Source organism: Pseudarthrobacter sp. fls2-241-R2A-127, assembly GCF_030209355.1.
Taxonomy (GTDB): domain Bacteria; phylum Actinomycetota; class Actinomycetes; order Actinomycetales; family Micrococcaceae; genus Arthrobacter.
Genome location: NZ_JARVSF010000009.1, coordinates 72622 through 97822, shown reverse-complemented (window position 1 = coordinate 97822; position 25201 = coordinate 72622). Strand labels below are relative to the sequence as shown.

Annotated in this window: 27 protein-coding genes; 12 read left to right on the top strand and 15 right to left on the bottom strand. The window is 66.6% G+C overall.

The annotated features are described in order from the left end of the window. Positions 1-126 precede the first annotated feature (126 nt). The 4 genes from QRN53_RS07120 to QRN53_RS07105 all read left to right on the top strand — a co-directional run bounded on the left by QRN53_RS07120 (position 127) and on the right by QRN53_RS07105 (position 2012). Positions 127-483, top strand: a complete 357-nt coding sequence (locus tag QRN53_RS07120) for an ArsR/SmtB family transcription factor (protein WP_285243317.1) — start codon at positions 127-129, stop codon at positions 481-483. Beyond that, positions 476-919: an SRPBCC family protein gene (locus QRN53_RS07115; protein ID WP_285243316.1), complete on the top strand. Its 444-nt coding sequence runs from the start codon at positions 476-478 to the stop codon at positions 917-919. The genes QRN53_RS07120 and QRN53_RS07115 overlap by 8 nt, the downstream gene beginning before the upstream one ends. Further along, positions 916-1545: a maleylpyruvate isomerase family mycothiol-dependent enzyme gene (locus tag QRN53_RS07110; RefSeq protein WP_285243315.1), complete on the top strand. Its 630-nt coding sequence runs from the start codon at positions 916-918 to the stop codon at positions 1543-1545. The genes QRN53_RS07115 and QRN53_RS07110 overlap by 4 nt, the downstream gene beginning before the upstream one ends. 320 nt (positions 1546-1865) lie before the next feature. Further along, positions 1866-2012 (top strand): lmo0937 family membrane protein, encoded by a 147-nt coding sequence (locus QRN53_RS07105; protein WP_109044233.1) that lies wholly within the window; start codon positions 1866-1868, stop codon positions 2010-2012. Positions 2013-2067: 55 nt separating this feature from the next. Here the strand turns inward: QRN53_RS07105 and QRN53_RS07100 are convergent, their stop codons facing one another. Together QRN53_RS07100 and QRN53_RS07095 are read right to left on the bottom strand one after the other, a co-directional pair. Next, positions 2068-3348 (bottom strand): Y-family DNA polymerase, encoded by a 1281-nt coding sequence (locus QRN53_RS07100; RefSeq protein WP_285243512.1) that lies wholly within the window; start codon positions 3346-3348, stop codon positions 2068-2070. 26 nt (positions 3349-3374) lie between these two features. Next, the gene (locus QRN53_RS07095) at positions 3375-3806 is read right to left on the bottom strand and encodes a LexA family protein (RefSeq protein ID WP_285243314.1); all 432 of its coding nucleotides are present in this window, start codon (positions 3804-3806) and stop codon (positions 3375-3377) included. Between the two features lie 89 nt (positions 3807-3895). On the opposite strand from QRN53_RS07095, the gene QRN53_RS07090 reads away from it, so the two are divergent. From QRN53_RS07090 to QRN53_RS07080, 3 genes are all read left to right on the top strand, one after another. Continuing rightward, the gene (locus tag QRN53_RS07090; protein WP_285243313.1) at positions 3896-4714 is read left to right on the top strand and encodes an HAD family hydrolase; all 819 of its coding nucleotides are present in this window, start codon (positions 3896-3898) and stop codon (positions 4712-4714) included. Between the two features lie 107 nt (positions 4715-4821). Then, positions 4822-5085 (top strand): hypothetical protein, encoded by a 264-nt coding sequence (locus QRN53_RS07085; protein WP_285243312.1) that lies wholly within the window; start codon positions 4822-4824, stop codon positions 5083-5085. 28 nt (positions 5086-5113) lie between these two features. Next, complete coding sequence (locus tag QRN53_RS07080) at positions 5114-5926, top strand: glycerophosphodiester phosphodiesterase family protein (protein ID WP_285243311.1); 813 nt, start codon at positions 5114-5116, stop codon at positions 5924-5926. A 13-nt stretch (positions 5927-5939) separates the two neighbouring features. Here the strand turns inward: QRN53_RS07080 and QRN53_RS07075 are convergent, their stop codons facing one another. The 3 genes from QRN53_RS07075 to QRN53_RS07065 all read right to left on the bottom strand — a co-directional run bounded on the left by QRN53_RS07075 (position 5940) and on the right by QRN53_RS07065 (position 10388). Continuing rightward, the gene (locus tag QRN53_RS07075) at positions 5940-6971 is read right to left on the bottom strand and encodes an EAL domain-containing protein (RefSeq protein ID WP_285243310.1); all 1032 of its coding nucleotides are present in this window, start codon (positions 6969-6971) and stop codon (positions 5940-5942) included. A gap of 173 nt (positions 6972-7144) precedes the next feature. After that, positions 7145-8695 carry a putative bifunctional diguanylate cyclase/phosphodiesterase gene (locus QRN53_RS07070; RefSeq protein ID WP_285243309.1) on the bottom strand — a complete coding sequence of 517 codons (1551 nt, stop codon included), beginning with the start codon at positions 8693-8695 and terminating at the stop codon, positions 7145-7147. 19 nt (positions 8696-8714) lie between these two features. Next, entirely contained in the window at positions 8715-10388 is a 1674-nt protein-coding gene (locus QRN53_RS07065; RefSeq protein WP_502934825.1) for a sensor histidine kinase, read from the bottom strand. A 179-nt stretch (positions 10389-10567) separates the two neighbouring features. On the opposite strand from QRN53_RS07065, the gene QRN53_RS07060 reads away from it, so the two are divergent. The 3 genes from QRN53_RS07060 to QRN53_RS07050 all read left to right on the top strand — a co-directional run bounded on the left by QRN53_RS07060 (position 10568) and on the right by QRN53_RS07050 (position 13149). Beyond that, on the top strand, positions 10568-11344 hold the full coding sequence (locus tag QRN53_RS07060) for a class I SAM-dependent methyltransferase (RefSeq protein ID WP_285243511.1): 777 nt from the start codon (positions 10568-10570) through the stop codon (positions 11342-11344). A 154-nt stretch (positions 11345-11498) separates the two neighbouring features. Continuing rightward, positions 11499-11963 carry a hypothetical protein gene (locus QRN53_RS07055; protein ID WP_285243307.1) on the top strand — a complete coding sequence of 155 codons (465 nt, stop codon included), beginning with the start codon at positions 11499-11501 and terminating at the stop codon, positions 11961-11963. Between the two features lie 61 nt (positions 11964-12024). Then, positions 12025-13149, top strand: a complete 1125-nt coding sequence (locus QRN53_RS07050) for a glycerate kinase (RefSeq protein ID WP_285243306.1) — start codon at positions 12025-12027, stop codon at positions 13147-13149. A 31-nt stretch (positions 13150-13180) separates the two neighbouring features. Here QRN53_RS07050 and QRN53_RS07045 read toward each other — a convergent pair whose 3' ends face one another. Beyond that, entirely contained in the window at positions 13181-13705 is a 525-nt protein-coding gene (locus QRN53_RS07045; RefSeq protein ID WP_285243305.1) for a DUF6328 family protein, read from the bottom strand. A gap of 142 nt (positions 13706-13847) precedes the next feature. Between QRN53_RS07045 and QRN53_RS07040 the strand changes: the two genes are divergently transcribed. Further along, positions 13848-14201 carry a hypothetical protein gene (locus QRN53_RS07040; RefSeq protein WP_285243304.1) on the top strand — a complete coding sequence of 118 codons (354 nt, stop codon included), beginning with the start codon at positions 13848-13850 and terminating at the stop codon, positions 14199-14201. 134 nt (positions 14202-14335) lie between these two features. On the opposite strand, the gene QRN53_RS07035 is transcribed toward QRN53_RS07040, so the two are convergent. The 9 genes from QRN53_RS07035 to QRN53_RS06995 form a co-directional block, all read right to left on the bottom strand. Continuing rightward, positions 14336-15337 carry a sugar phosphate isomerase/epimerase family protein gene (locus QRN53_RS07035; protein WP_285243303.1) on the bottom strand — a complete coding sequence of 334 codons (1002 nt, stop codon included), beginning with the start codon at positions 15335-15337 and terminating at the stop codon, positions 14336-14338. Between the two features lie 45 nt (positions 15338-15382). Next, the gene (locus tag QRN53_RS07030; RefSeq protein WP_285243302.1) at positions 15383-16573 is read right to left on the bottom strand and encodes a Gfo/Idh/MocA family protein; all 1191 of its coding nucleotides are present in this window, start codon (positions 16571-16573) and stop codon (positions 15383-15385) included. Positions 16574-16593: 20 nt separating this feature from the next. Then, positions 16594-17721 carry a Gfo/Idh/MocA family protein gene (locus tag QRN53_RS07025; protein ID WP_285243301.1) on the bottom strand — a complete coding sequence of 376 codons (1128 nt, stop codon included), beginning with the start codon at positions 17719-17721 and terminating at the stop codon, positions 16594-16596. Next, positions 17718-18470: a sugar phosphate isomerase/epimerase family protein gene (locus QRN53_RS07020; protein WP_285243300.1), complete on the bottom strand. Its 753-nt coding sequence runs from the start codon at positions 18468-18470 to the stop codon at positions 17718-17720. Before QRN53_RS07020 ends, QRN53_RS07025 begins: the two co-directional genes overlap by 4 nt. Before the next feature lie 46 nt (positions 18471-18516). Continuing rightward, positions 18517-19410 carry a carbohydrate ABC transporter permease gene (locus tag QRN53_RS07015; RefSeq protein WP_285243299.1) on the bottom strand — a complete coding sequence of 298 codons (894 nt, stop codon included), beginning with the start codon at positions 19408-19410 and terminating at the stop codon, positions 18517-18519. Beyond that, complete coding sequence (locus tag QRN53_RS07010) at positions 19410-20372, bottom strand: carbohydrate ABC transporter permease (protein ID WP_285243298.1); 963 nt, start codon at positions 20370-20372, stop codon at positions 19410-19412. The genes QRN53_RS07015 and QRN53_RS07010 overlap by 1 nt, the downstream gene beginning before the upstream one ends. Before the next feature lie 9 nt (positions 20373-20381). Continuing rightward, positions 20382-21707: an ABC transporter substrate-binding protein gene (locus tag QRN53_RS07005; protein ID WP_285243297.1), complete on the bottom strand. Its 1326-nt coding sequence runs from the start codon at positions 21705-21707 to the stop codon at positions 20382-20384. A 112-nt stretch (positions 21708-21819) separates the two neighbouring features. Beyond that, positions 21820-22650: a hypothetical protein gene (locus tag QRN53_RS07000; RefSeq protein ID WP_285243296.1), complete on the bottom strand. Its 831-nt coding sequence runs from the start codon at positions 22648-22650 to the stop codon at positions 21820-21822. Next, positions 22647-23744 carry a Gfo/Idh/MocA family protein gene (locus tag QRN53_RS06995; protein WP_285243295.1) on the bottom strand — a complete coding sequence of 366 codons (1098 nt, stop codon included), beginning with the start codon at positions 23742-23744 and terminating at the stop codon, positions 22647-22649. Before QRN53_RS06995 ends, QRN53_RS07000 begins: the two co-directional genes overlap by 4 nt. 192 nt (positions 23745-23936) lie before the next feature. On the opposite strand from QRN53_RS06995, the gene QRN53_RS06990 reads away from it, so the two are divergent. Further along, positions 23937-25157 (top strand): ROK family transcriptional regulator, encoded by a 1221-nt coding sequence (locus tag QRN53_RS06990; protein WP_285243294.1) that lies wholly within the window; start codon positions 23937-23939, stop codon positions 25155-25157. Positions 25158-25201 lie beyond the last annotated feature (44 nt).

The window sequence follows — 25201 nt, the reverse complement described above, 5'->3', positions numbered from 1 at the left end:
TCGTGAGGCGTCTTCTTGCGGGAGTCCGCGCCCGGCCCCGCAGTGGGGATGTCCAGACTGTATTTTGCTTGACGGTTAATTAGCTACTAAGTAAAATAAGAAGATGGAGAAGTTCTGGAGGCCCACATGACAGTGGTGGAAGATCAGCGGCTCGACGCGATGTTCAGCGCGCTTTCCGACCCGACGCGCCGGGCCATCGTGGTCCGTCTCGCTGCCGGCGACGCCACCGTCAATGAACTGGCGGAACCGTTCAACTTGAGCCTTCCGGGCATCTCCAAGCACCTGAAGGTTCTCGAAAGATCGGGATTGATCAGTCGAGGCCGGAAAGCCCAGTTCCGCCCCTGCCACCTGGAGTTGCAGGCCCTCGATGCCGCTGCCGGCTGGATCGAAGAGAACCGGCGCCTTTGGTCCGAGCGCTTCGACAAGCTCGACCAACACCTCCGCACCCTGCAGGAACCCCCGAATGGAGACCGCCATGAATGAGAACACCCTCCGCTTCACCCGCATCTTCGAGGCGCCACGGCAGCTGGTCTTCAGTTGCATGGTCGAACCCGAGCATCTGACCCACTTCTGGGGTCCGACCGGCGTCACCACGCCCTTGGACACAATCACCGTGGATGCCCGGGCCGGGGGTGCCTTCACCACCGTTATGGTCAACGACGGCGACGGCAGCACCTACCCGACCAGCGCACGGTACCTTGAGGTGAACCCGCCAGAGCGCCTGTCGTGGATTGAGGACCACTCGGGGATGACCGTGACCATCACCTTCACCGAGCTTGGAACGCGCCGCACCCAAGTCGACATCGAACAAACCAACGTTCCGGCGCCAATGCTGGACCCCGCCGCCCAGGCCGGATTCCTCACCTCCCTGGACCGCTTCGAGACCTACCTGGCCCAACACGCCGGAGCCCACCGATGAGTGCGGACAGCCACACCATGGTGAACATAGCTGCCGAACGGCGGGCCTTCACCAAAATCCTGGAAGCGCTGCCCCAACAGGCGTGGAATACCCCCTCGCTCTGCACCGGCTGGCGCGTGCGGGAAGTCGTCGCGCACATGGCCATGCCCCTGCGCTTCTCCACCCCGCGGTTCATCGGCGAGATGCTGCGCTCCCGCGGCAACTTCGCCCGCATGGCGGATCGGGTCGCCCGCCACGACGCCCAAGAACCGGTCAGCACCTTGCTTCACCGCTGGCGCGCGAACGAGGACACGCTGTGGAAACCACCCGGCGGTGGACTCCAGGGAGCCCTTACCCACGACATCGTCCATGGCCTGGACATCACCATCCCGCTCGGCCTCAAACACCCGGTCGGCGACGCAAGCCTCCTCACGGTCCTCGACCATGCGACCAGCCCGCTCAGCCGGAAGCATTTCCGGCTTGACCTGGCCGGCGTCCGGCTCGAAGCCACCGATCTGGACTGGGCCTTCGGGGCCGGCGAACCCCTCCGCGGCGCCGCCCACCACCTCCTGATGGTGCTCATGGACCGCCGGCTGCCCAACGGCGCCGTCGCCGGCGGGGCAGCTGCCCGGTTCACCACCACCTGATCCTGCCCCGGCCCCGGAGCGTTCCAGGAGAGCTGCTGGGACATTGCGCCCCGGCGCGAAATCCCGCACAAAGGACACGTTTATTTTTTGATGCGCTGCCATTTTCAGCAGGGGCATCCTGAAATAGTCTGGGAATCGCCACACAATTTCGGTGTGGGGATTCGGCAGGTCACTGCGATGTTTTACCGACCGTGCTGATGAACGGAAGCGGCATGGGGGCCTGGAGGGAGAGGTAGAGGTGTATTCCTTGCAGTAGGCCCGGCTAAGGCGCCGTACTGCACATGCAGCAGTTCCAACGAATAACAATGCAGGAGAAATTCATGTTGCTTTGGATCGCTATTATCATCGCCGTTCTCTGGCTCCTCGGACTGCTCGCCAATATTGGCGGCGGGCTCATCCACATCCTTTTGGTTGTTGCCGTGGTAGTCCTGATCTTCCACTTTGTCCGCGGCAGGTCCCGCGCCTGATGGGCACAAGGGTCCCCGCCGCCGGCCCTGGTGCCGCCGGCGGGGACCCAGAGGGTCAGGCGGCCTTCACCAGCGGCAGTTCGTCCCAGTGAGTTGTGTACCGGGGTGAACGCATATTGCGTTTCATGGTCCAGTCAAGGCCGGATTTGACGCCTGCGTACCCCAATCCGATGGAGCCCCGCCCAAAGCGGCGGCTGACGTCCTCCAGCAGCGGCCCGATGCCGCGTTCCTCGTGCCGGTTCTCGAAAGGCTCCAGCGGCGGCTGGTTGCCGGTGGGCCGAAGATCGGTCAGCATCAGGCCTGCCTTCGCGTACTTGAGCCCTTCCCGGATTTTCGGCAGCAGCGCGTGCGCGGCCTTGGTGAGCAGGAGCGGATCCGCAGTGGGCATGGGAAGCCTGACGCACACCGAAGGGTATGCCTGCTCCTGGTTCCGGAACGGCGAGGTGGCTGCGAACGCCGTCAGCACCTTTGCCTGGAGACCGTGCCTGGACAGCCGCGCGCTCGCCTGCTGGCTGTAAATACCCAGCACCTCCCGTAAGCCGGCAGGCGTGGTCACCGGGGTGGCGAACGAGCGGGAAAAGATCAACTGGTCGCGGCCAACGCGCTCCTCCTCCATGGGAATGCAGGGAGTGCCGCGCAGTTCGAGGACCGTACGCATCAGCACCACCGAAAACTTGCCCCTGATCGCCACCGGATCGGCGTGCATCAGGTCCAGCACGGTGAGAATTCCCATGGCATTCAGGCGCTTGGCCAGGCGCCCGGCGACGCCCCAGATCTCGTCCACGGGCAACCGGCCCATCAGGCCCTCCCGCACCGGTGGCGGCACTGACTCCCAGAGGCACACCCCGCCAAACGCGGGATTGTTCTTGGCCCACTTGTTGCACAGCTTGGCCAGTGTTTTGGTGGGAGCTATCCCTACGCACACGGGAACCCCGACATGGCGCAGCACGGCCTCCTTGATCCCGCGGCCAAGGACCAGCAACTGGTCCGGTTCGCCCTTGACGCCGAGGAACGCCTCGTCAATGCTGTACACCTCCAGCCACGCCGAGTAGCGGGCGAGGAGCTCCATGACGCGGGCGCTGATGTCCCCATACAGCTCATAATTGCTGGACCTGGCCACCAGGCCCCATTCTTTGGCCCGCGGCGCGAGCTTGAACCACGGTTCCCCGGTGGAGATGCCGAGGGCTTTCGCCTCGGGGGACCGGGTAACCGCGCAGCCGTCATTGTTGGACAGGACCACGAGCGGCCGGCCTTCCAGGGAGGGATCGAAGGCGCGCTCTGCCGACGCGTAGAAGCAGTTGACGTCCACATGGGCGATCTGCGGCATCCGCCGCATGGGGGCCGGCCTAGCCACGACGCACCCTACACATGGTGCAGGCACCGGGTGGCAACGCCCCAGATGGTCAGCTCGGACAAAGCGAGCACCCGGATGTCCGGATACCGCGGATTTTCCGCCTGCAGCACCACGCCGTTGCCGGTGATGCGCAGGCGCTTGACCGTTAGTTCTCCGTCCAGGACAGCAATCACCACAGACCCGTCCCGTGGCTCCAGGGCCCGGTTCACAATGAGTTCGTCGCCGTCGCTGATGCCCGCGCCCTCCATGGAGTCCCCAGTCACCCGGACCACGAAAGTGCTTGTGATGTCCTTGATCAGGTGGGCGTTCAGGTCGATCCGGCCATCGAAGTAGTCCTGCGCGGGGGAGGGAAACCCCGCCGCCACTGCCACGGGCGAGATCAGCACCGAGAACAACGAGGCACCCGCATCTATCACGCGGGGACCGATAATAACGCCCACAACACACCCTTATTCGAAAATATGTTCGATAGTTCAGTGTAGCGCCGGACACCGACAACGGCGCCCCGCGGCCAACGTAGACTTGCAGGATGCGGTTGGTTGCAAGCGATATTGACGGAACGATCCTTGGGCACGACGGAAAAATCAGCCCGCGCACCATACGCGCCTTCCAGGCCTGCCGGGACGCCGGCGTCGAACTGGTCTTCGTCACCGGCCGCCCGCCGCGCTGGCTGCACCCGCTGGAGGATCAGCTGGGCCATACCGGGCGCGTGATCTGTTCCAATGGCGCCGTCGTCTGGGACCTCGAAGAAGACCGCCTGGTGTCCGCCCGCGCCCTGGCCACCGGTGCCGTCCTGGAAATCCGCCGCATCATCAAGGAAATCCGGCCCGCCGCACTGTTCGCCGCCGAAACGCTCACCGGGTTCCACCTCGAACCAGGCTTCATCGAAAACGAATCCAGCGAACTCCTGGCCGAGTTCACCCCGGCGCCGCTCAGTGAAACACTCACCGGGGACGACTCCGTGGTCAAATTCCTCGCCATTGTGCGGGAGGGCTCGCCGGACGACTTCCTCGCGGAAGTGGCGCCCGCCGTCGGGCACCTCGCCGCCGCCACCCACTCCTCGCCCGGCGTTGCCATGCTGGAACTGTCCCTCCCCGGCGTGAACAAGGCCGTCACCCTGGCCGAGTACGCTGCCGCACTGGGCATCGAAGCTGCGGACGTGGTGGCCTTCGGCGACATGCCCAACGACATTGAAATGCTCCGCTGGGCCGGGAACGGCTACGCGATGGCCAGCGGCCACCCCGAAGCCATCAGGGCAGCTGGCCAGCAGGCCCCGCATTTTGACGACGACGGCGTAGCCCAGGTCCTGGAGGCCAGGCTCGCTGCGCTGGGCGTCCAGTTTTCCTGACTCCCGCCCCCGTACTTCCAGCTGGCGCTCACCTGGCGTTTACCTTTCCTCTGTAGCGTCGACGGAGGAGGGCACACCCCTCCCCGGCCGGCTCACAGGGGGTTCCGATGGCACGAAGCGTCAAACAGCGCGCAGCGGACACGCCGCTGCGCAAGGCAACGCCTGATCCGCACTGGAAGCAGTTGCGCCAGGGCGACAGGGTCCGCGTCCTGCTTTCACCCGGCTTCCAGGCGAGCGGGGCAGTGGACACCATCACCGCGGATCACACCGCTGTCTGGGTCCACCTCGATGGCGGCCGCGGACGCATCCTGCTGCACTGCGGCGACGGCGTGGACATCCTGCCGTGCGGCGAGACCGACTGCCGGGACTGACGGTGCGGGCCTCGGGTACGCTCGCAGGGTGACCCTGCCCTTTTTTGAACACGCTGACGACGCCGGGCGGCAGCTCCCGATCGGCATGGCCCACCGGGGCTTCTCGGTGGACGGGCTGGAAAACTCCATGGCCGCGTTCCGCGCCGGCGTCGAACTGGGCTTCCGGTACCTCGAAACGGACGTGCACACCACGGCAGACGGCGTGCTGCTGTTGTTCCACGATGAAACCCTGGACCGGGTGACGGACGGCAAGGGCAGGGTGGGGGACCTTGCCGCAGCGGAGGTGGCGAAGGCGCGGATCAGCTGCCGTGAACCCATCCCCACGTTCGACGAACTGGTCAGCGGGCTGCCGGGGGCCAGGCTGAACCTGGACGTCAAGGACTGGAATTCGGTGCGCAGCACCGCCGACGCGATTGAGCGGCACCAGGTGCACCACCGGGTGCTGGTCACCAGTTTCTCGGACCGGCGGCGACGGGCGGTGCTGAAGCTGCTCAGCCGGCCGGTGGCTTCCTCCGCCGGCGTCGCCTCCAACGCCCTCTTCGCCCTCCTGGGACCCGTCCTTCCGCGGCGCGTCTTCCGCCGGATCATGCGCCGGACGCTCCGCGACGTCCAGGCACTTCAGGTTCCCGTGCGCTACGGGCGGGTCCCGGTGGTTACCGCGGGCTTCATCCGGCGTGCCCACGACCTTGGCCTGGTGGTGCATGTCTGGACCATCAACGAGGCCGCTGAGATGCACCGCCTCCTCCAGTTGGGGGTGGACGGCATTGTCACGGACCGGGCGGACCTGCTGCGCGAGGTTCTGGTTGCACGCGGCCAGTGGCCGCCGGCGCAGGAAGCCTAGGCTCCCTGCGGGACTACTCGCCGGGGCTGGCCAGGTGGCGCTCCAGGCCGTCGACGTCCAGGCGCGTGTTCCAGCTGGCCCAGTCCTCTGGCCGCACGGAAGGCCGTCCCAGCAGGTAGCCCTGGCCGGCGCTGATGCCCAGCTCCGTCAGTACCTTGAGCTCGCCCACCGTCTCGATGCCCTCGGCCACCAGGATGATGCCGAGCTGGTCCGTGAAGTCCACCAGGCAGGCCGCCAGGGCGCGCTGGACGCCGTCCTTGTCGACGTCGCCGATCACGTTGCGGCCCACCTTGAGGAAGTCCGGCTTCAGGTGGATCATCCTGCTCAGTGCGCCGGCTCCGGTGTGGGTGTCGTCCACGGCGATCCGGAGGCCCTTCTCCCGCAGCGGATTGAGCGCGGAGATGAACTGGAGGTATTCCTCTTCCGGAATGTCTTCAGTCAATTCGAGCACCACCCGGTCGATGGGAAGCTCGATGTGCTCGAACAGTTCCGGCAGGCGCGGGTCCATGCAGGACGTGGGTGAGATGTTGAGCGACACGTAGAGGGAGCCGGGCAGGTCACGGGCGGCCGCTGCGGCCGAGCCAAGGGCAGAGAACTCAAGGTTTGCGCCCAGGCCCACCGCCTCTGCCTCGGCAAACCAGAGTTCCGCGGTGGCGCCGTCGTCGCTAACGAACCGCGAGAGCGCCTCCGCGCCCACCACGGTCTTTCCTTCCAGCCCGTAGATGGGCTGGAACGCGGTCATCAGCATCCGGTTTTCCAGCAGGGCACTGATCCTGGAGGCGCTGCGGATGGCGTCCAGCTGCTCGGCCAGCTTGGGCGGAAGTGCGGGCGGCGCCAGGCGCATCTGCCGGAGGGACTCAATGGTTTCCGACGTGTTGGCGTCGCTGCTCCGGGCCTCCAGGAGATATTCCAGCAGGGCCCTCTCGGGCACGCCGGGATTCTCATCGAGGCTCTGGCTCAGCCGCTGCCGGACAGCGGCTCCCGCGGGATCCGCATCCGCCAGTACGGCGGCGATAATTCCCCATGCCTGTACACGAACCGACATTAGCTACGCCCCCAGTTGACGAAGTAATGACCCATTGGCCCATTAATGTTCAATTTCAAAAACGCCTTTTAGAGTCCGGTGCTGCTGTGAGACCTGAAATTCCGCGGCGACGAAAACCGGACACCGCACGCTGATCGTATAACGGCGGACACAAAAGCGCAGTAGTTTGCGCACTACTGGTTAGCGCTTTCCGCCCGCTCCTTCAATAACGCAGGGATCTGGTCGGGCGGGACCGGCCTGCCGAAGTAGTAGCCCTGTGCGCTTCGGCAGCCCAGGCCGCGAAGGATTTCCGCCTGCTGCGCCGTTTCCACGCCCTCCCAGACAGCTTCAAGGCCGCAGGCACGCACCAGCTGGAGGACTGCCGCCACCAGGGCCGGCTGGCTGGGGTCGCTCTCCAGCCCGGTGATCAACGACCGGTCAACCTTGACCCGGTCCACCGGCAGCCGGCGGAGGTAACTGATGGACGAGTAGCCGGTGCCGAAGTCGTCAATTTCAATGCCCACGCCCAGGCCCCGCAGGCCGCCCAGCGAGTACCGGTCCAGCTCATTGCCCTTGACGATGGCCACTTCCGTCAATTCCAGAACCACCTGTTCAGGCCGGACGCCGGTTTCTTTCAGGACATTGCGGACGTCCTCGATGAACTGCAGGCTTTGGAGGTCGGTGGCGGAGATGTTGATCCGCACGGAAAAGACGCTGTCCACCAGCGAGGCATCGATCCATTCCCGCAGCTGCCGCACGGCGGTCCGGAGCACCCACAGGCCCAGCTCGGAGATCAGTCCCGCTTCCTCGGCCAGCGGGATGAACTCGTCCGGCATGATGAAGCCCCGGGTGGGATGGTTCCAGCGGACCAGCGCCTCCATGCCCTCGACCCGTCCGCTGCTGAGCTCCACCACAGGCTGGTAGTAGAGGGTCAGCCCATCTTCCTTGATGGCCGCGCGAAGGTCATCCACCAGTTGGCTGCGCAGCCGCCGCATCAGCAGCAGCGCGGGTTCGAAACGGTGCAGCTTGTTCTGGCCCTCGGCCTTGGAAGCGTACATGGCGACGTCGGCCTCCATCAGCATGTCCTCGGGGCTCTGGCCCTCGCTGCCCACGCTGAGCCCGATGCTGGCCCCGCAGCGCACGCTGCGGCCCGGTAATTCGATGGGTTCACTGAGTGCTGCCAGGATGCGGTGCGCCACGATGGCGGCCTGGTCCGGCGACGCCGAGGGCATGACGATGGCGAATTCGTCGCCGCCCAGGCGGGCAACGACGTCGGAACCGCGCACCGCGCCCCGCAGCCGTTCGCCCACGGTCACCAGCACCTGGTCACCGGCCGTATGCCCAAGGCTGTCATTGATGGACTTGAAGGCGTCCAGGTCCATCAGCAGGATCGCCGGGCATTCCCCGGCTGGTTCCGGGCCCTTTTCGCCGGCGGCCTGCAGCGCGGTCCTAAGGGCGTCGATGAGGGCAGAACGGTTGGCCAGGCCGGTCAGGGGGTCTTGCATCGCCATCTTCTGCATTTCCAGATGGGCTTCGTGGAGGAGCTGGGTCCGGACCTGGACCCGCTGCTCAAGTTCCTGGTAGATGACCTGCAGGTCCTCGGCCAGCAGGTTGGTGCCCATGATGATGGCATCGAGTTCGTCCCGGGCGGGGGAGACCTCAATCCGGGAGGTGAGGTCGCCGGAGGCAAGCCGGACAATGCCTTCCAGCAGCTGGGAAAGCCGGGGGTCGTCGTCGGCAAACATCGCCAGTCCTCCTTCCGGCTTAGTTGACCTGGGCGTGGTCGGTGCCAACGGGAAGGCTGACAGTGACCGTGGTCCCGGCGCCCAGGGTGGAGGCCACATCGATTCTGCCGCCGTGGCGGTCCACGATGTCCTTGGAGATGGCCAGGCCCAGGCCGGTCCCCGGGATGGCCCCGTTCATGGCGTTGGATGCCCGGTAGAAGCGGGTGAACACGTGGTTGATCTCGTCGCTGGAAATGCCGATGCCGGTATCGGCGATCCGGACGGTGGCCCACTTTGATCCGTCGGCTCCGGCGTGGGATTCGCTGCCCACCTCGATCCGCCCGCCGCTGGGGGTGAACTTGATGGCATTGGACACCAGGTTGGTGAAGACCTGCTGCAGCTGCACCTCGTCGGCGAGAATCTCCGGATCCTCCGGTACAGGATCGACGTCGATGGTGACGTTCTGCAGGGTGGCCAGTGGCCGCAGCGCTGCGGCCACCAGGTCGAGGGTCTGCCCCAGGCGCACCGGTGCCCGGTGCATCATGGTGTCGTCCAGGCCCCCGCGAGAGACGCTGAGCATATCCTCCATGAGGGTCCGCAGCCGTTCGGTATTGCGGACCACGATGTCCAGCATCTGGTGGACTTCCTTGGACACCGGGTGCTCAGTGCTTTCTTGGATCATGTCCAGGTACGCCATGATCGAGGTCAGCGGCGTCCTCAGCTCGTGGTTCACCGTGGCCAGGAAGTCCGTTTTGGCCTTATCGAGTTCGCGCAGCTGCTTGACCACCTGCTGCTGGCTGTTGATCAGGTGGCTTTGGATCAGTCCGTATGCGGCGTTGCCCGCCACGTGCTGGATCAGCCCCAGCTCGGCGCTGGACCAGGTCCGGGGCCGGTCCATCATGGCGATCCAGATGATGCCCAGGGAGGACTTACCTTCACCGATGGGAATTGCCAGGGTGGAGGCGGCCCCGGCGACGGCAGGGGCGGCCCTGACGGGGGCATGTGCGTCAGCCTCGCTTCCTTCGGCAGCCAGCGTTTCCGTGCCGGCCCAGAGCGCATCCGCCGTGGCCCGGGCGTCATCCTCGCCGGGCAGGGCGTCGGGGTGCAGTTCCACCAGGCCGCGCCGGTGCCAGGTGGCCGTGATGACCGGGACCCTGTGGTCCTCGAAGGTGGCAAGGACAACGTAGTCGGCCTTGAAGGTCCGGCCGAATCCGGCCACGACGTGGTCGGCAATCTCCTGGGGATCGTTGGTGGCCCGGACTGCCGCCGAGACTTCACGCAGCTGTTCGCGGAGCCCTTCGGCCTCCTGCCGGGAGGCGCGGCGGCGGGACACCTGCTCGATAAGGACCGACGCGCGGTGGACCAGTTCCTGCGGTGCGGGCGGTTTGGTGATGCAGTCGTGGACACCGGAAGGGTTCGCTGCCGCAATGTCCGCGGGGTCGTCCAGGTCCACCATCACCAGGACCGGGGCGTTCGTCCTGACCCCTGACAGCGGCGCGTCCGCGACGATGACGGCGGGTTCGCCGGCGTCCAGCAGCCGGGCGAGCCCATCGGCGTCGGCGGCTTCCAGGACGGTGTAGCCGGCGTCCCGCAGGGCGTGTGCGTTGAGGGCCAGCCGGCCGGCGTCGGGATCGGCGACGATGGCGGTGCGGGGCGGGCGCGCGTCACTCGGGACAGCCGTCACAGTGCTCCCTTCCCTCCCAGTTGAGTACATTGTAGGGGGATGCCGGGCGCCAGTGGCCACCACAGCCCTCCCGCGCCGCAACGGGCCGCCAAAGCCCGGGGCGCGCCGTAATGTGGCGGAAGGTGCGCCGCCTCGCGCGGGCGGGAACATATATTTGAGCCGTGCCATCCCGAACCAGACCGACGTTGTCCGCCTTGCGGAAGTACCTGATGATCCCCAAGCTCGTCAGGTTGTCGCGGAGCGCTCCGAAGGACCGGCACAAGGCATGGGACCAGTATTGGGCCCGCATCACCGCCACCGGCCCCGGCGGCGAGGTCCTGTGGGACTCGGGCACCGACCACGAATTCCTCGGCTACAAGAACAACCTCCTGCGCTACCTTGACCCGGCCCTTCCGGTGGTGGACACCGGCTGCGGCCACGGCAGCTTCACCTGGGCGCTCGCCGGCGTTTTCCCCCGGGTGGTTGGCGTGGATGTATCCCCGCACGCTGTGGAGATGGCCCGGCGGCAATCCGCAGGAGGCGCCAACCCCGCCTTTGAAGCCCGCGACATGACGGCACCGGGCGCCGGCGCTGCCCTGGCGGAGTCCATCCATGCCGGTGTTGAGGGCGCCAATGTCTTTATCCGGGGAGTCCTGCACGTCCTCGATCCGGCCCACCAGAAGGCGCTCGTGGAGAACCTGCGGACACTTGCAGGAAACCGCGGCACGGTCTTCATGGCGGAAACCAATTTCCACGGGAATCCGGTGGAGTACGTGTCCCACCTGGGTGCCAGCACGCACGGCATCCCGGCGCCGCTGGAACTGGCCATCCGCGGGCTGCCGATGCCCGGGCATTTCGGACCCGCCGAACGCGAACGGGCGTTCCCGACGTCGCAGTGGGAACTCCTGGAAGACGGCCATGTTGCCATCGAAACCAACCCCGTGACGGGCGTCCCCGGACAGGACCGGGTGCCTGGCTACTATGCGGTGGTCCGTCCGCGGCGGTAGCGCGCGGCCCTGCTTTTCCGCATGTTTCCGCAGGCTTGTGCGCATCCCCGCAGGCCATCCACACCCTACCTGCGCGGGTCCTTGACAGCGGGCGGATCCGGAGGCTCCATGGTAAGTAGACTTATCAGTTGGGCCGCAGGAAAGGAAAACGGCTGTGGCAGGGGATCAAGGCAACACCGCCCGCAAGTTCATTCCGTCCGGGGTACTCCGCCGGCTGCTGCTGCCACCAACTTACGGGCGGCATGTCACGCCGGTTACCGAATTCACCGTCTTGTCCGTGGAGGTGTGGGCATCAGGGCTGGTAGTCAACATCCACCTGCCATCGGACGGCGCGCCTGAGCCGCGGCTCACGCTCCAGGACCACTTCGGGACCAAATACACACTGCAGGATTCGGCCACGGTCGGTACCCGCAACCTGCAGGTCTTTACCCCCACGGTGCCTCCCGGCACCAGGAGCCTGACCGTCAGGTCCGCGGACGACGACGGCCGGCCAGTGGTGACCTTCGCCGTGCCCTTGATGGCCGTACCCGAGGCCGGGGCCGGCGTTGCGGACGGACCGGATGGGCGCTCCGGCGCCACGGACGCGCCCTACGCGCCCGAACTCCGCCGGCCCGCCTGAACTGCGTCCGTATTACGCCACGGCAAGCGCTTTCCCTGGCTTAGCTGGCAAGATGGACCGCATGCGCATTCTTATTGCTCCGGACAAGTTCAAGGGGTCCCTCACGGCGGCGGAAGCGGCCGCAGCCATCGCCGAAGGGGCGTTGCGGGTCTACCCGGATGCCGTGGCCACCCAATTCCCCATCGCCGACGGCGGGGAGGGTACCCTGGAAGCCGCCGTCGCGGCCGGGTACGAGGAGCGGCTCAATGCCGTGGTGGGGCCGATCCTGGCTCCCGTCGGCGCTGCCTGGGCCATCCATAAGTCGGCCGGCGGCACGGCCACGGCAGTGATCGAAACGGCGCAGGCGTCCGGACTGGCTGACATGGAACCGACCCCCGCGAATGCGCTGCGCGCCCACAGCTACGGTTGCGGCCAGCTCATCGCCGCCGCCCTGGAGGCCGGCGCCACCGAGATCGTACTTGGCTTGGGCGGTTCGGCAATGACCGACGGCGGGAGCGGTGCCCTGCGCGCCCTCGGATTGAAGCCCCTCGATGCTGCCGGCAATGTGGTGCCGCTGGGCGGCGGGTCACTGGCCGACGTCGTATCCCTGGACACGTCCGGGCTGGACCCGAGGCTCGCCGCCACCACGTTCCGGATCGCCGTGGACGTCCGCAACCCGCTGTATGGGCCCTCCGGCGCGGCCCACGTCTTCGGCCCCCAGAAGGGCGCGGACCAGGACGCCGCGGAACTGCTCGACGCCGGCCTGCGCAACTGGGCGTCCATCCTGCGGGAAGTAACGGGCCGGGACGTGAATGTCCCCGGCGCAGGCGCCGCCGGCGGCTTCCCGGCGTCGTTCCTTGCTTTCACCAACGCCACGCTGGAAGGCGGCTTTGCCCTGGTGGCCGGACTGACCGGCCTGGCCCGCCAGCTGGACAGCGCGGACCTGGTGATCACCGGCGAAGGGTCCATGGACTCGCAGTCACTGACCGGCAAAGCGCCGATCGCGCTCGCCGACGCGGCCAGGGAACGCGGGATTCCAGTGATCGTGGTGGCCGGCCGGATCCTGGTGACCCTTGAGGATCTCGCCGGACACGGTGTGGTCGGCGCGGCGCAGCTGCTGGACGTCGCCTCGAGCCCGGAAGACGCCGTCGCCAACGCGGGCAAGTACCTCGCCTGGGCAACCAGCCAGGTGCTGGAAGGTGCCTAGCCGGGCGCGCCGCCCCTAACCAGCCTGCGTATCACTGCTCGTTGCCGGGAGGGGGCGGGAACGCTTGTCCTGAGGCCCGCTTGTTGAGCCGGAGCGGAACGAATACCAGCAGCACCACCAAGACGCCCAGCAAGGCTCCGCCGGCGGTGACTCCGGCGGAACGGCCGGCCGTGACGTCGAAGACCAAGGCGGCCGTTCCGGCGCTGAGCAGGGCGATGCCGCCAAGGGCGATTTTGGTGATGGTGTCCGCGCTGGACACCAGTGTTTCCTTCAGCCGTTTCCTGAACAGCCTGCGGTGCACGCTGACCGGGAGCAGGATGAAGGCGGTGGTGAGGGCGGCCACCACCACGTTCGCGAGGTAAAGGCTCACCTCGACATCGTCAAGGGTTTGAAACCGCTGCTGGAACGGCAGCGTCAGCAGGAAGCCGGCCAGGATCTGCACCCCGGTCTGGAGTACTCGAAGCTCCTGCAGGAGTTCCGCCCAGTTGCGGTCCAGCTGCTCCTCGCGGGTCTCATTCCGTCCCGTCCGGCCCGTGTAATCCTCCACGTTGGACACCGGTCCTCCTTCCTCGCAGGCCAAGGCCCAGGTCTTCTTTCTACTCCTCACGTACCCGGAAACAAGGCTGCCCCGTTGCACTTGCACCCATATTTGATAAGTTTGCTGATTATTACCCGTCGTTGGCACACCAGGAGGAAGCATGACGCAGGAAAACCAGCAGGCTGAACCCGAGTCGGCCCCGGGCGGCTACGGCACCCCCACTGCCGAGCAGGAGGCGGCCGGCACGCAAGGCCAGGAGTCCGGCGGCACGTCGTCCGCCGGCGCAGACACCAACCAGCCGCAGCAGGGCGGGGGCAACGAACCCGTCCCGCACGATATGGATCTTCCCTCAAGCGCCGCCGAAATCGATGAGTCGAATGACGATTCCCAGGGGTCCGCGCCGGTTTCCTCGGAATCCGGCCAGGAAGCCACCGGGCTTCCGGACGGCAGCGGCAACGACCTCCCGCGGGAGGAATCGCCGAACGACGACGACGAGAGCTTCGACGCCGGATAAGGCACCTCACCCGGGCCTTGCACAACCGTGCGGGGGTTGGGATGAGCACTGACATCGCCAGAAAGCTGCGGGGACGCCGGAACCTTCCGGCGTCCCCGCAGCGTTCCGGCAATTCGGATGCCGGGTGGCTTCGCTCAGTCGTTGCTGCTGAAGGCGGCGTCGAAGCTGGTTTGGGAGGCCGGGAAGTCGAACTTCTTGAGCGCGGCGAGTGCTTCGGGGGCGCCGTGGAGCCGGTCCATTCCCGCGTCTTCCCATTCGACGCTGATGGGTCCGTTGTAGCCGATGGCGGTGAGGGCGCGGAATGAGGCTTCCCAGGGGACGTCGCCCCGGCCGGCGGAGACGAAGTCCCAGCCGCGGCGCGGATCGCCCCAGGGCAGGTGGGAGCCCATGACAGTGTTCCGTCCGGTCTGGCGGATCTTGGTGTCCTTGCAGTCCACGTGGTAGATCCGGTCCTTGAAGTCCCAGATGAAGGAGACGGGGTCGATGCCCTGCCACATCATGTGCGAGGGGTCCCAGTTCAGCCCGAACGCTTCGCGGTGGCCGATCGCTTCGAGGGTGCGGACGGTGGTCCAGTAGTCGTAGGCGATTTCGGAGGGGTGGACCTCGTGGGCGAAGCGGACCCCGCATTCGTCGAAGACATCCAGGATGGGGTTCCAGCGGTCGGCGAAGTCCTGGTAGCCGGCGTCGATGACTTTTTCCGGAACCGGTGGGAACATGGCGACGTATTGCCAGATGGAGGAGCCCGTGAACCCGACGACGGTGTCCACGCCGAGTGCTTTGGCAAGCCGGGCGGTGTGTTTCATTTCCTCGGCGGCGCGGGTGCGGACGCCTTCGGGGTCGCCGTCGCCCCAGACCTTGGATCCGACGATGGCCTGGTGGCGGAAGTCGATGGGGTCATCGCAGACGGCCTGGCCTTTGAGGTGGTTGGAGATGGCCCAGACCTTGAGGTTGTACTTGTCCAGAATCTCCAGTTTGGAGTCGACGTAGCCGGGTTCGTCCCAGCGCCAGGCGTCCAGATGGTCGCCGGAGACGGCGATTTCCAGGCCGTCGTAGCCCCAGCCGGAGGCGAGCTTGGCGACTTCTTCGAAGGGCAAATCGGCCCACTGGCCGGTAAACAGGGTGAAGGGGCGGGGCATGCGGGGGCTCCTCGGATTGGGACTGGTGGCTGGTTTGGGGGCGCGTTAGTGGCGGACCACGGTGAGGGTGCTTTTGTTGGCCGCGGATTCTTCCACGGCGTTCAGGATGTACTGGACGTTCAGTCCTTCTTCGAACGACGGCGAAGGCTGGGTTCCGTCCTGGATGGCCAGCAGGAAGTCGCGGATTTGGTGGGTGAAGCTGTGTTCCCAGCCGATGATGTGCCCTTGCGGCCACCACGCTTCCAGGTAGGGGTGCTCGGGTTCGTTGACCAGGATCCGGCGGAAGCCCTGCTCCCGGACCGGGACGGTCGCGTCGAGGAAGCCGAGTTCGTTGAGGTTTTCGAGGTCGAACAGGAGGCTGCCCTTCTCGCCGTAGACCTCGATCTGGAAGGAGTTCTTCCGTCCGGTGGCCATCCGGGACACCTCCACTGAAGCGACTGCCCCGGAGGTGAGGGACAGGGTGGCCCAGGCTGCGTCGTCGACCGTGACGTCCTCGGTACCGCCGGCGCCCGGGCGCCGGTCCACGAAGGTGTGCAGCCGGCCGCTGACCTCGCTGACCTGGTCGCCCAGCAGGAAGAGGACCTGGTCGATGGCGTGGCTGGCGATGTCCCCCAGCGCGCCGGACCCGGCGGTTTCCTTCCGCAGCCGCCAGGTCATGGGGGACTGGGCGTCGGCGAGCCAGTCCTGCAGGTAGGCTGCGCGGACGTGCCGGACCGTGCCCAGGCGTCCCTCGGCGATCAGTTCCCTGGCCAGGGCCAGTGCCGGCACGCGCCGGTAATTGAACCCGATCATTGACTGCACTCCCCGGGCCCTGGCCTTGGCGGCCGCGGCGGTCATGAGCTCGGCCTCGGCCAGGGTGTTGGCCAGGGGCTTTTCCACCAGCACGTGCTTGCCCGCCTCCAGCGCGGCGATGGCGATCTCGGCATGCATCCAGCCCGGTGCGCAGATGTCCACGATGTCGATGTCATCCCGGGCGATCACGGCGCGCCAGTCCGTGGCCGACTCCGCCCAGCCATACCTGGTTGCCGCCTCCGCCACGGCGGTGGCGTCCCGGCCGACGAGGACCTTCTGCTCGAAGGCCGGCACGTCGAAGAAGCTGGCCACGTTCCGCCATGCATTGGAGTGCGCCTTGCCCATGAAGGCGTAGCCGATGGCGGCCACCCCCAGTGGACGGGAAACAGGGCGCGGGGCCTGCCGGGAGGCGGCGGATTCGGAGGGGTGTGCGGGTGTGCTCATGATGCGTTCCTGCTTGCCTGTCAGAGTGTGGCGGTTTCCGGGGCCCAGTCCTCCGGGATGGCGGAGGATGCGGGGGCTGAGCTTTCGACGTCGATGAACGTGCCGGCGTCGATGGACTCACTGATGGAAACCATGGTGTCCAGCACGTGGTACGCCAGGTCGCCGGTGGCGCGGTGCGGAACGCCGGCGCGGATGGACCGTGCCATGTCCAGTACGCCCATGCCGCGGCCGTTGGCGGGCCCGGTGGCCGGAACGGTGGTCCAGTCCTCGTCGCCGGCACGCCAGAGCTTGATGTCGCCGGTGAAGTAGTTGGGATCCGGCAGCGACAGGGTTGCTTCGGTGCCCGTGATCTCCACGAAACCCATCCGGGTCCGTGGCGACTCGAAGGAGAAGACGCTGTGCGAGGAGGCGCCGGACTCGAACTGTGCCATGGCCGAGACGTGGGTGGGCACCTCGACGGTGAACTCCTCGCCGGCCTTGGGGCCGGAACCGATGACACGGACGTCCTTGGCCTTGGACCCGACGGCGGCCACCTTGCGGATGGAACCAAAGGCCTGGACCAGGGTGGTGAGGTAGTACGGTCCCATGTCGAACAGCGGGCCGGCGCCGTGCTGGAAGAGAAACGCGGGGTTGGGGTGCCAGGATTCCGGGCCGGGGGTCTGGAACGTGGTCATTGCCGTCAGCGGGGTGCCGATGTCGCCGCGCTGGATCAGGCGCAGGGCGGTCTGGATCCCGGCGCCGAGGAACGTGTCCGGGGCGCAACCGAGGCGGATGCCTGCGGTGTCCGCGGTCTTGAGCAGGCCCAGGCCGGATTCGCGGTCAAGGGAGAACGGCTTCTCGGTCCAGACGTGCTTTCCGGCGTTGACGGCGGCGGTGGCCACCTGCACGTGCGCTGCAGGGATGGTGAGGTTGACGATGATCTCGACGTCGGGGTGGTTCAGGGCCTTCTCCACCCCGCCCCACTCGGGGACGCCGTACTCCTTGGCGCGGGCCTCGGCCGCCTCCTCGAAGAGGTCCGCGATCACGTGGACCTTCAGGTCCGGAAAAGCGGTCAGGTTGTCCAGGTACTGCTTGCTGATCACCCCGGCGCCGATGACACCGACGCCCACCGGGCCCTTGCGGAGAGACGTTGCTGCTGGAGTGCTCATGCGTGTGCCCCCTCGGCTGCGGTGTTGCTGTTGAGGAAAGCGAGGCTCTCGGCGATGCCTTCGAAGATGTCACCCGCGTAGTCGTCGAACTCCACGACGCCCACTTCCAATGACTTGGCTGCGGCGATGACGTCCATGACCGGTACTTTGCCCTGGCCGGCCGGCTGCTGGGCCTTGTTGTCAGTGGTGAGGGGGCCGTCCTTGATGTGGATGAACTTCACGCGGTCACCCAGCTTGGCCAGGATGTCCACCGGGTCCTGGCCGCCAACGGCTACCCAGTACGTGTCCACTTCCAGGACCAGCTCCGGGTCCAGCAGGGATTCGAAGTATTCCAGCGCAGTACGGCCGTCAATGATGGACTCAAGTTCCCAGGCGTGGTTGTGGTAGCCCACCCGGATGCCGTATCCCGCGCCCTTCTTTGCGGCCGCGTTGAGCTTGGCTGCCGTGGCCTGGATGTCCTCGGCCGTCTGCCAGTGCTCGGCCGGCAGGAACGGGTCAATGACGGTGCTGATGCCCAGCTCCTTGGCGGCGGTGAAGATCTCGTCCTGGTCCTGGCTCATCAGCGGGGCGTGGCCGGAGGGTGCCGTGAGGCCGTTCTCTTTCAGGGCTGCGCCGAGTTCCTTGGCCGTGGCCACGAAGTTGTAAGGCTCCACCTGGGTGAAACCAATATCGGCCACCTTCTTGATGGTGCCGGGAAGGTCTTCGGAGATGGCGTTGCGGAGCGTGTAGAGCTGAAGTGAGTAGGACATGTGTTTCCTTAGCAGTTTTGTGGAGCGGTTGGACGAGAGCCGGAGGTCAGCGGCCGGCCAGGGAGCCGCCGATGCCACCGACGCTGAAGTATTTGTTCAGGGCGGCGAACACGATGACGGGCGGGAGCATCATGACCACGGCCAAAGCCATGACTGAGGTCCAGTCTGTCGCGTTTTGCTGGAAGAAGGACTGCACGCCCATGGGAAGGGTGAAGATTTCGTTCGAGCGGAGGAAGACGATGGCGACGAGGTAGTCGTTCCAGGCCAGGAGGAAGGCGAAGATCGCGGTGGAGAGGACGCCGGGCAGGGAATTCCGCAGGACCACTTTGGTGAAGGATCCGAAGACGGAGCAGCCGTCGATCCAGGATGCTTCCTCGAGGCTGATGGGGATGGAGTCGAAGTACGCGGCCATCATCCAGGTGGCCACCGTCATGGTGGAGCCGACGTAGATGATGGTCAGGCCCAGGAGGTTGTCCACCAGGCCCATCCCGGCGAACAGGATGAACAGCGGCACCACGGAGGTGATGATGGGCAGCGACTGCATGACGAATAGGAGCAGGGAGTAGCCGGAGACGGCTTTGGACCGGCCGCGCGAGAGGACGTAGCCGGCGGGTGCGGCCACGGCCACCGATACCACCACTGTGGACAGGGTGGTGACCAGGCTGTTCTTCAGCCAGGTGGCGGCGAGGGTCTTGGAGAAGACGTTGTTGAGGTTCTCGAAGGTCAGGCCGGTGGCGGTGCTGTTGGGGCCGGGGGTGAAGGCGAGCACAACGGTGACCATGATGGGCACCAGCACGACCGCGGTGATGATGAGGATGGCGATGAACCGCCACCAGCGGCCGCGCTGGCCCGCCTCGGAGAGTACCCGGCGGGCGTTGCCTGCCTGGCCGACTCCCAGGGCCGGGCCGGATTGCGGATGGGCGTGGACTGCTGCGCTCATTATTCGACACTCGACTTTCGGATCTGGCGGTACAGGATGACCGAGATGACCACCAGGGTCATGGTCATGAGGAAGGCGATGGCCACGCCGGGGCCGGTGGCGAAGTCCTGGAACACCGTCCGGTAGGCCAGGACCACCAGGGAGGTGGTGGCGTTGACCGGGCCGCCGCCGGTGAGCAGGTAGATGGTGGGGAAGTCGTTCACGCAGAAGATGGTCATCAGGATCCAGCTGATGTAGGTGGAGCGGGCGATCAGCGGCAGGGTGATCTGGGTGAACTGCTGCCAGCGGCTGGCGCCGTCCATGCTGGCGGCCTCATACACGGTGGTGTCCACCGAGGCCAGGGCGGCCGAGATCATCATCATCATGAACGGGAAGCTGACCCAGACTTTGAAGGCCATCACGGTGATGGAGGCCAAGGTGGGGTCTGCCAGGAACAGCGGGGTACCCAGGCCAAGGTTCCGGAACAGCGCGGGAATCAGGCTGTCAGGGGTGGCCACCAGCCAGTTCCAGGCGGTGGAGGACACCACGATCGGCACCACCCAAGGCAGGAGCAGCAGGACCTTGAACGTGTTGCCGGCGGGGATTTTGGTACGCAGGAGCAGGGCGAGGCCCAGGCCCACGAGCCAGGATCCGAACACACCGACGATGGTGAACCAAAGGGTGAACTGGGCGGCTTTCCAGAACGCCGGCGAGGTCAGGACGGTGGAGAAGTTCTGGACGCCGACGAAGTTGCCGGTCTGGAGCAGGTCACCGTCGTGCGTGGCCTGGACCGCGGCGTAGATCAGCGGGTAGCCGTGGATCAGGACCAGGAGGACCATAGAGGGGAGCAGGAGCCAGAAGAAGGTCCTGGTGGCCTGGGCCGAGAGCTTGCTCTTGCGTTTGCCGGGGGCGGTCCCGGACCCGCCGGGGGCAACCCCGCGGCGGGCCCGGGCCAGGCCGGACTGTGCAGTGGTGGAGGACATGGCGGACGCTTACTTCTTCAGGACGGACTCGAGGCCGGACTGGAAGGTCTGCAGGGCGGTCTTGGCGTCGGCCTTTCCGGTGATGATGGTCTGGCTGAACTGGTTCAGGGCCTGGCCGCCGTCGAGCGCGGCAAGGTTGGCGTTCAGCTTGCTGCCCTGGGAGGCGAAGGTCTTGGCGATCGGCTGCCAGTCCTTGACGATCTTGACGTTGTTGGGATCGTCCGCGAATTCGGGCATCTCCGTGATGGACTTGAAGACCGGCAGTGCGGACATGAGCTTCTTCTGCCACAGCTGCTTGAGCTGGCCAAGGTAGTACACCAGGAACTCCTCGGAGGCGTCCTGGGACGGGGTGTTGGTGTACATCATGATGTTGTTCGGGAACACAATGGTGGCTTTGTCCCCGTGCGGGCCCTTGATCGGGTCAGCCACCAGGAGGTCGCCTGAGGTGTCGCCCACGCGCTGCGGAACGTTCACCTGGAAGAGGCCGTAGCCTGCCTTGCCGTCCTTCCACTGGGCTGACATGTTGTCGGTGGTGTAGCTGACCGCGGCGGGGTCCACGATGCCGTTGGACACGAGCTCCAGGACGAACTCCATGGCCTCTACGTTGCGGTCGTTCAACAGGTCCAGCTCGCCGTCCTTGTTGAACACGCCTCCGCCGTTGTTGACCATCATCATGATCATGGAGTGGTTGGCGTAGTTGTTGCCGGCACCTGCGCCGGTGGTGAAGCCGAAGGCGCCGACCTTCTTCAGGGCCTTGCCGGCTTCAAGGAGGGACGGCCAGTCCGTGGGCAGGGCAACGTTGGCTTTCTCGAAGAGGGACTTGCGGTACCAGAAGACGCGCATGTCCAGCTGCCACGGAACGGCAACGTAGCCCTTGTCCGACTTGAACGGGTCCAGTACGCCGGGCAGGAAGTCGTCGAACTGGCCGTTCGCCTTGAGCTTGTCGATCACCTTGTCCGCGTAGGCTATCTGGCCCTGCTGCTCGAACTGGAACGCCTGGAAGCCGCCGCCGGTGGAAACCGCGGGGCCGGTCTTGGAAGCAATCGCGGAGGAGAAGGTCTGGTAGAAGTTGTTCCACTGGATGATCTGGTAGCTGGCCTTGCTGCCGCTGGCACCGGAGAAGCCCTCTGCGATGCTCTTGGCAGCATCGTTGTAGGCCGGCGTTGCCCAGGGCATGTCCCAGAACTTGACGGTTCCGGCGGCCCCGCCTCCGCCGCCCTGCGACGCCGAGCCGCCACCACAGGCTGCCAGCAGCGGTACGGAGGCAGCGGCAGCTGTCAGGCCCAGGAAGCCGCGGCGGGAGAAGGAGCGGCGTGGTTCGGAAGATGCATTCATGGTGTGTCCTTTCGGGACCGTCGGGCGCAGTGTGCCGTTGGTACGGTCCTGCTCATCGTTGAGAGTGGAGGTGGGACTGGACTGCGGTATCAGTTGCGTATGCGGCGGCTGGTTATGTGGCGGTCAGGGTTGCGTAGAGGTCGGTCAGCCGGGCAAAGCCGGCCAGATCGTCCGGCCTGGTGCCGGCGCTGAGGTGCTCCTTCAGGCGCCGCCACGCAAACCGGTGGGCGGATTCGTACAGGGTGGGAAGCAGGAGGTTGCCGTGCGGCCCGGTGACCCGGACCTCGGCCGGCCAAGCGGCGTCCGGGTCGGGGACCTGGACGGCCACCCCGCCGTCGGCGGTGTAGAGGCGGATGTCGACGCCGGCGGGCCGGGCGGCGGTGAGCACGCCCTGGGCGGTGAACGGCGCACCGTTGGCGAGCCTGCCGCTGACCGTGTAACCGGAGGCGTCCCGACGCAGGACCGCCACGCCGTCAAGTTGGCCGGTGACGGCCAGCAGCGCGGCGAGGTGGTCGCTGAGGAGTTGCCGTGGATCGGTGCCGGGCGGCGCCGTCGCCACGCTGTCCAGCAGCGAGGCGGTTCCCAGTCCGCTGCGTACCGCGGCGCGGGCATCCGGGCCGGAACCCTCGGCAACCAGGGCCGGGTTCGCGGCCCAGCGGAGGTCAAGGACGACGACGGCCCCCGCGGCGTCTGCCACAGCCGCCAGCTCCGAGGTGTCCTCGGGAACGGGGTTGGCGACCATAATGCCGCGCGCCCCTGACTGCACGGCGCCGGCGGCTTCAGCGGTCCAGCCGCCGCTGCCGGCGACCACCAGGACGTCGGCCGGGCCGGTGTGGCCGGCCGGGACGGGCCCGAACGTTTCAGGCAGTGATGCCACGGTCTGCGTGACCGCGCCGGCCTCCCGGGCGGCCGGCGTTGCCTGCACCGTGAATTGGGCGCTCATGCGGAAACTCCCGCCGTGCGGGTTGCGTTTGCATGGTCCGCGGCGCCGGTTGCCACGGTGGCTTCTGCGATGGACAGGGCGAACGTGAGGTCGTCGATCAGGGTTTGGGCGGACTGGGCCTGCAGGGTTCCGTTGGCGAGCCCGGCGAGTTCGCGCCACTCGCCCTCGTATCCGTTGTGGCCGTAGGGGCCGAAGCTGGTGGTTTCGCTGCCATCGCTGCGGGTGAAGGTGGCCACTGCGGAGCCGGCCTGGACGTAGGAGGGCGTGAAGTCGATGCGGAGCGCCGAATCGTCGGCGATGGCCTCGAATGTCCACTCGGGCTTCCAGGTGCCGTTCATGACGGCCCGCAGTTCTATGACGCGGGACGGGGTCCGGAGCGAGACGGTGTAGCCGAACGGGCGGACGTGCCGTGCCTGCAGGACCTCTACCTGCTCGAAATCGGGCGTGAACCGTCGCACCAGCGGAAGGTCGTGGATGGCCAGGCCCATGATCCCGCCCTGGAGGGCGGCTTTGATGACCTCGATGTCCGAGAAGTCCGGCCGGCCGGCGGCAGGGCGGGTGACGATTTCCGTGGCGAAGTCTTCGAAGCGGGCGTTGGGCGGCAGGACGATGGAGGAGCGGATGGTGTGGGCCGTGTCGGGGAGGTTGCCCCAGTTCTGTTCCGCGGCCAGCCAGCCGGGATCAAAGGTGTGCATGGCGCCGACGACGATCGGGACCCCGGTTTCGGCGCTGACCGCCGAGATGCGGGCGGCTTCCCCGCCGTTCATTGCGAACGGCTTTTCGCAGAGGACAGCTTTCTTGCCCGCCCTGCATGCGGCGATGACCTGGTCTGCGTGGAAGTGGTGCGGGCTGCAGATAGCGACGATGTCCACGTCGGGATCGCCCAGCAGCTCGTCCATGCTGGTGCTGGACTTTGCTCCGACGCGCGCCGCCACGGAAGACGCAACCGCGGCGTCGACATCCATGATGTGCCGGACCTCGAGGACGTCGCCAAGCCGGGCCAGGGCGGGAAGGTGGATGGCCTGGGTGACCGGTCCTGCACCCAGGATTCCTACCCCCAAGGGCCGGCCTGCCGCAGCTGCGTGATGGGACAAGTTCAATTACCTCTTCGTAAGCGGACTCTGGCGTTCGGGGATCACCGTGGTGGATACCAGCCATCTGATTCACTGATGTGCCCTGCATCACAACGTAGGACTACTTTTGACGAACGTCAAGCAAAAGTTGTTTGTTTCTCGATACTCTTCTGACGGGTGACAGTGCTAAGTAAGAGTGTTATGACTTAGGGCATGACATCTTCACCCGCTGGGAGGCAGCTCGGAAGAGAATCCGACGCCGGCAGCCTGTCGCGCGCCGGGGACCTCTTCCAGTTGCTGCGCGACGGCAGGGCCCGCACCCGTGCCGAGCTGGCCCTGAGCACGGGGCTCGCCCGCTCCACGGTGGCCTCCCGGATTGACGCGCTCATGCTCTCCGGCCTGGTGGGACCCGCCGGCGAGGCGCTCTCCAGCGGCGGAAGGCCGCCGTCGCGCTTTGCCTTCAACCCCTCCGCCCGCCTGGTGCTGGCGGTCGACGTCGGAGCCACGCACGTGATGGTCGCGGTCACCGACCTTGGCGGGACAATCCTCGCCGAGCACCGGCTGGCCCAGCAGGTAGCCGATGGGCCGGAAGCCGTGCTGGACCAGGTGGTTGCGCACGGCAAGGAACTGCTGGCGTCAGCGGGACGCAGCGTCAGTGAACTCGCGGGAATCGGCATCGGACTCCCGGGCCCGGTGGAACACGACACCGGAAAACCGGTCAAGCCGCCCATCATGCCGGGCTGGGACGGGTTCGACGTGGTCAGCTACGTCCAGCGGTCCCTGCCCGTCCATGTGCTCGTCGACAACGACGTGAACATCATGGCGTTGGGGGAGCAGTCCGCCCACTGGGCAGAACACAACAATTTCTTCTTCGTGAAGGTGGCCACCGGCATTGGCTCCGGCATCATCAGCAACGGGCAGTTGCAGCGCGGGGCCAACGGTACGGCCGGCGACCTGGGGCACGTCCAGGTGGCACGCGGTGCGGAGGTTCTCTGCGCCTGTGGAAACTATGGGTGCCTCGAGGCGCTCGCGTCCGGTCCAGCCGTCGCACGCTCCCTCCGGGACCAGGGCGTGGACGTGGCCCGGGGCGCGGACGTGATCCGGCTCGCCGCGGACGGCAACCTGCAGGCCATCCAGGCCCTGCGGCAGGCCGGCCGGGACATCGGCGAGGTACTGGCCACCGCGGTGAACCTGCTGAATCCGTCCGTCATTGTGGTCGGCGGCAGCTTCGGCGAAACGGGCGAGCACCTCGTGGCAGGCATCCGTGAAGTGGTGTACCGGCGCTCCCCGCCGCTGGCCACCTCGCACCTGCGCATCAACATCTCCCGGGCGGGCGACCAGGCGGCCGTCCTCGGCGCGAGCCAGCTGGTCACCCAGTACGTCCTCTCGCCGGCCATCATCGAAGCCACGCTGTCGGGTGCCATCGCGGGGTAACAAAGAGCAGCGCCGGGCGGCGCCGGGAACGAATCCTCCGGCGC

What these genes read in the sequence shown, in the direction of transcription:
- QRN53_RS07010 (WP_285243298.1), bottom strand. Translation starts at nt 20,372, where the DNA reads ATGTCCTCCACCACTGCACAGTCCGGCCTGGCCCGGGCCCGCCGCGGG.
- QRN53_RS07100 (WP_285243512.1), bottom strand. Translation starts at nt 3,348, where the DNA reads ATGCGGCGGATGCCGCAGATCGCCCATGTGGACGTCAACTGCTTCTAC.
- QRN53_RS07070 (WP_285243309.1), bottom strand. Translation starts at nt 8,695, where the DNA reads ATGTTTGCCGACGACGACCCCCGGCTTTCCCAGCTGCTGGAAGGCATT.
- QRN53_RS07115 (WP_285243316.1), top strand. Translation starts at nt 476, where the DNA reads ATGAATGAGAACACCCTCCGCTTCACCCGCATCTTCGAGGCGCCACGG.
- QRN53_RS07090 (WP_285243313.1), top strand. Translation starts at nt 3,896, where the DNA reads ATGCGGTTGGTTGCAAGCGATATTGACGGAACGATCCTTGGGCACGAC.
- QRN53_RS07120 (WP_285243317.1), top strand. Translation starts at nt 127, where the DNA reads ATGACAGTGGTGGAAGATCAGCGGCTCGACGCGATGTTCAGCGCGCTT.
- QRN53_RS07065 (WP_502934825.1), bottom strand. Translation starts at nt 10,388, where the DNA reads ATGTACTCAACTGGGAGGGAAGGGAGCACTGTGACGGCTGTCCCGAGT.
- QRN53_RS07110 (WP_285243315.1), top strand. Translation starts at nt 916, where the DNA reads ATGAGTGCGGACAGCCACACCATGGTGAACATAGCTGCCGAACGGCGG.
- QRN53_RS06990 (WP_285243294.1), top strand. Translation starts at nt 23,937, where the DNA reads ATGACATCTTCACCCGCTGGGAGGCAGCTCGGAAGAGAATCCGACGCC.
- QRN53_RS07060 (WP_285243511.1), top strand. Translation starts at nt 10,568, where the DNA reads ATGATCCCCAAGCTCGTCAGGTTGTCGCGGAGCGCTCCGAAGGACCGG.
- QRN53_RS07015 (WP_285243299.1), bottom strand. Translation starts at nt 19,410, where the DNA reads ATGAGCGCAGCAGTCCACGCCCATCCGCAATCCGGCCCGGCCCTGGGA.
- QRN53_RS07005 (WP_285243297.1), bottom strand. Translation starts at nt 21,707, where the DNA reads ATGAATGCATCTTCCGAACCACGCCGCTCCTTCTCCCGCCGCGGCTTC.
- QRN53_RS07040 (WP_285243304.1), top strand. Translation starts at nt 13,848, where the DNA reads ATGACGCAGGAAAACCAGCAGGCTGAACCCGAGTCGGCCCCGGGCGGC.
- QRN53_RS07025 (WP_285243301.1), bottom strand. Translation starts at nt 17,721, where the DNA reads ATGAGCACTCCAGCAGCAACGTCTCTCCGCAAGGGCCCGGTGGGCGTC.
- QRN53_RS07030 (WP_285243302.1), bottom strand. Translation starts at nt 16,573, where the DNA reads ATGAGCACACCCGCACACCCCTCCGAATCCGCCGCCTCCCGGCAGGCC.
- QRN53_RS07105 (WP_109044233.1), top strand. Translation starts at nt 1,866, where the DNA reads ATGTTGCTTTGGATCGCTATTATCATCGCCGTTCTCTGGCTCCTCGGA.
- QRN53_RS07050 (WP_285243306.1), top strand. Translation starts at nt 12,025, where the DNA reads ATGCGCATTCTTATTGCTCCGGACAAGTTCAAGGGGTCCCTCACGGCG.
- QRN53_RS07085 (WP_285243312.1), top strand. Translation starts at nt 4,822, where the DNA reads ATGGCACGAAGCGTCAAACAGCGCGCAGCGGACACGCCGCTGCGCAAG.
- QRN53_RS07000 (WP_285243296.1), bottom strand. Translation starts at nt 22,650, where the DNA reads ATGAGCGCCCAATTCACGGTGCAGGCAACGCCGGCCGCCCGGGAGGCC.
- QRN53_RS07075 (WP_285243310.1), bottom strand. Translation starts at nt 6,971, where the DNA reads ATGTCGGTTCGTGTACAGGCATGGGGAATTATCGCCGCCGTACTGGCG.
- QRN53_RS07020 (WP_285243300.1), bottom strand. Translation starts at nt 18,470, where the DNA reads ATGTCCTACTCACTTCAGCTCTACACGCTCCGCAACGCCATCTCCGAA.
- QRN53_RS07035 (WP_285243303.1), bottom strand. Translation starts at nt 15,337, where the DNA reads ATGCCCCGCCCCTTCACCCTGTTTACCGGCCAGTGGGCCGATTTGCCC.